Consider the following 2510-nt stretch of genomic DNA (forward strand, 5'->3'; position numbering starts at 1 on the left):
TATACCTGATGTTCCTGTAGGTTATGTAGATGCTTATTATCAATATGTAGAAAACCCAGAATTGATTGAAGCTTGTGATGTCATTTTGATAAATTGTTATCCATTTTGGGAAGGTTGTGGAATTGATAACGCAACTGCTTACCTTAAACAAATGTATGAGGTTGTCCATGAGATGGCAAGAGGTAAAAACGTAATTATTACAGAAACTGGCTGGCCTAATGAAGGAGAAGTAAATAAAAATGCTGTTCCCTCTAAGGAGAATGCTATGAAGTATTTTGTAAACGTGATGAATTGGGCCCAAGAGAATGATGTCGCAATTTTTTATTTTTCTTCTTTTGATGAGTCTTGGAAAATACGTCAGGAAGGCGAGCTAGGTGCCAGATGGGGAATTTGGGATAAAAATGAACAACTAAAATACTAACATGTCATTTAGAAAAGAGCAATTTTTAAAATCAAAAAGAGCCCAGCATGCGCAGTCAGACGGGATAGTTATTTCTAACTATAACAAAGTGGATTTGCAGCTCTTATGGAAGGACACTTTAAAAGATGGACTCCATGGAATATGTTTTAGTATGTATGAAGATGGACAGGAACCAGGTGACCACATCTCTAGAGAACAAGTAGCACGCCGAATCAAAATTTTGAAACCTTATACCAAATGGATTCGCTCCTTTTCTTGCATTGAAGGAAATGAATTTGTACCTGAAATAGCACAAGAACATAATTTAAAAACATTAGTAGGAGCCTGGTTGAGTGATGATCTTGAAAAAAATGAACAAGAAATAGAAGCGCTTATTCTTCTAGCTCAAAGAGGCCTAGTCGATATAGCTGCGGTAGGTAATGAGGTGTTGTACCGTAATGATCTTACTTTAAATCAATTACTTGATTACATTAAGAGAGTTAAAAAGGCTGTTCCTGAAGTGCCAGTAGGATATGTAGATGCCTATTATGAATTTGCTCGACATCCAGAGCTTGTTGAGAATAGTGATGTTATACTTGCTAATTGCTATCCGTTTTGGGAAGGCACTTCAATAGATTATTCCTTAGGACATATGAATGATATGTACCACCAAGTTTTAAATGTTTGCCATAATAAAAGAATCATTATTACAGAAACTGGATGGCCTAGTAAAGGAGAGAGTTTAGGAGATGCCCATTCTACAGAACTTAATGCAATAAAATATTTTATCGACACCCAAAAATGGTCTCAAAAAAATGACATAGACGTTTTTTATTTCTCTTCTTTTGATGAATCCTGGAAGAAAGGCGATGAAGGAGAAGTAGGCGCCTATTGGGGACTTTGGGATAAAAATGAAAAGCTTAAATTTTAAAAAACTTTGATTTCCCCTAAATGTGAAACTTGCTATGAAGATCAAACAAATCTAACTGGCAAGTTTTTTTAATTATTGATTGATGATTTTTCCGCTTTCGCGAAAGCGAGATCAACATTATAATTTAAGACTTATTAATTATGAAACAATCTACTTTAAGAACTACGTTTTACATTGCTTGGTTACTATTGTTACTAATAGGCTGTGCTGATAGTAACACAGATAATGTTACAAATAAAGTTAATTTCAACGATCAAAATAGCCGTATTGATGCAAGAGTAGACTCTCTTTTACAATTAATGACTTTAGAAGAAAAAATAGGCCAAATGAACCAGTACAATGGTTTTATGGATTTTACTGGACCTGTGCCAGATGGAGATGATACTGAGTTAAAATTTGAACATATAAAGAAAGGTTATGTAGGTTCTATGCTCAATGTAAAAGGTGTAGAAGAGATAAGGGCAGTACAAAGGATTGCAGTAGAAGAGTCGAGGTTGGGTATACCGTTAATTTTTGGTTACGATGTCATTCATGGATATAAAACTATGAGTCCTATTCCTCTTGCAGAAGCTGCTAGCTGGGATCTTAAGGCAATTGAAAACTCAGCTCGTCTAGCAGCAAAGGAAGCTAGTGCTGCTGGTATTAACTGGACCTTTGCACCTATGGTAGATATCTCTAGAGATGCACGATGGGGCAGAGTTATGGAAGGAGCTGGTGAAGATCCCTACTTAGGAAGTCTCATCGCAAAGGCTAGAATTAAAGGCTTTCAAGGAGAAGATCTTTCTAGTAGAGAATCAATAATTGCTTGTGCTAAGCATTTTGCTGCTTATGGTTTTCCAGAAGGTGGTAGAGAATACAATAATGCAGATTTAGGAACGTCTACTCTTTATAATGTTGTTTTACCACCTTTTAAAGCAGCAAACGAGGCAGGAGTAAAAACTTTTATGAATAGTTTTAATCAGCTCAACGGTATACCAGCCACAGCAAATGATTTTTTACTCAGAGATATTCTGAAGGACGAATGGCAATTTAAAGGTTTTGTTGTTTCTGATTGGGGCTCAGTGGCAGAGTTAGTGCCTCACGGTTATGCACCTGATGGTCGCACTGCTGCGCAACTTGCGGTTAATGCGGGAACAGACATGGACATGGAATCAAGTCTTTATGTGAGTGAGCTTCTAG

The 2510-nt window shown here is 36.6% G+C and carries 3 protein-coding genes; all 3 read left to right on the forward strand.

The window, feature by feature from the left end; translation table 11 throughout:
• A partial coding sequence (locus tag A9Q93_RS03055) for a glycosyl hydrolase family 17 protein (protein ID WP_303685909.1) occupies positions 1–421 on the forward strand: 421 nt, incomplete at its 5' end.
• Between the two features lies 1 nt (position 422).
• Positions 423–1331 (forward strand): glycosyl hydrolase family 17 protein, encoded by a 909-nt coding sequence (locus A9Q93_RS03060; protein ID WP_303685910.1) that lies wholly within the window; start codon positions 423–425, stop codon positions 1329–1331.
• Positions 1332–1471: 140 nt separating this feature from the next.
• A partial coding sequence (locus tag A9Q93_RS03065) for a glycoside hydrolase family 3 N-terminal domain-containing protein (protein ID WP_303685911.1) occupies positions 1472–2510 on the forward strand: 1039 nt, incomplete at its 3' end.

It is taken from the genome of Nonlabens dokdonensis (assembly GCF_002162835.1).
GTDB lineage: Bacteria > Bacteroidota > Bacteroidia > Flavobacteriales > Flavobacteriaceae > Nonlabens > Nonlabens dokdonensis_B.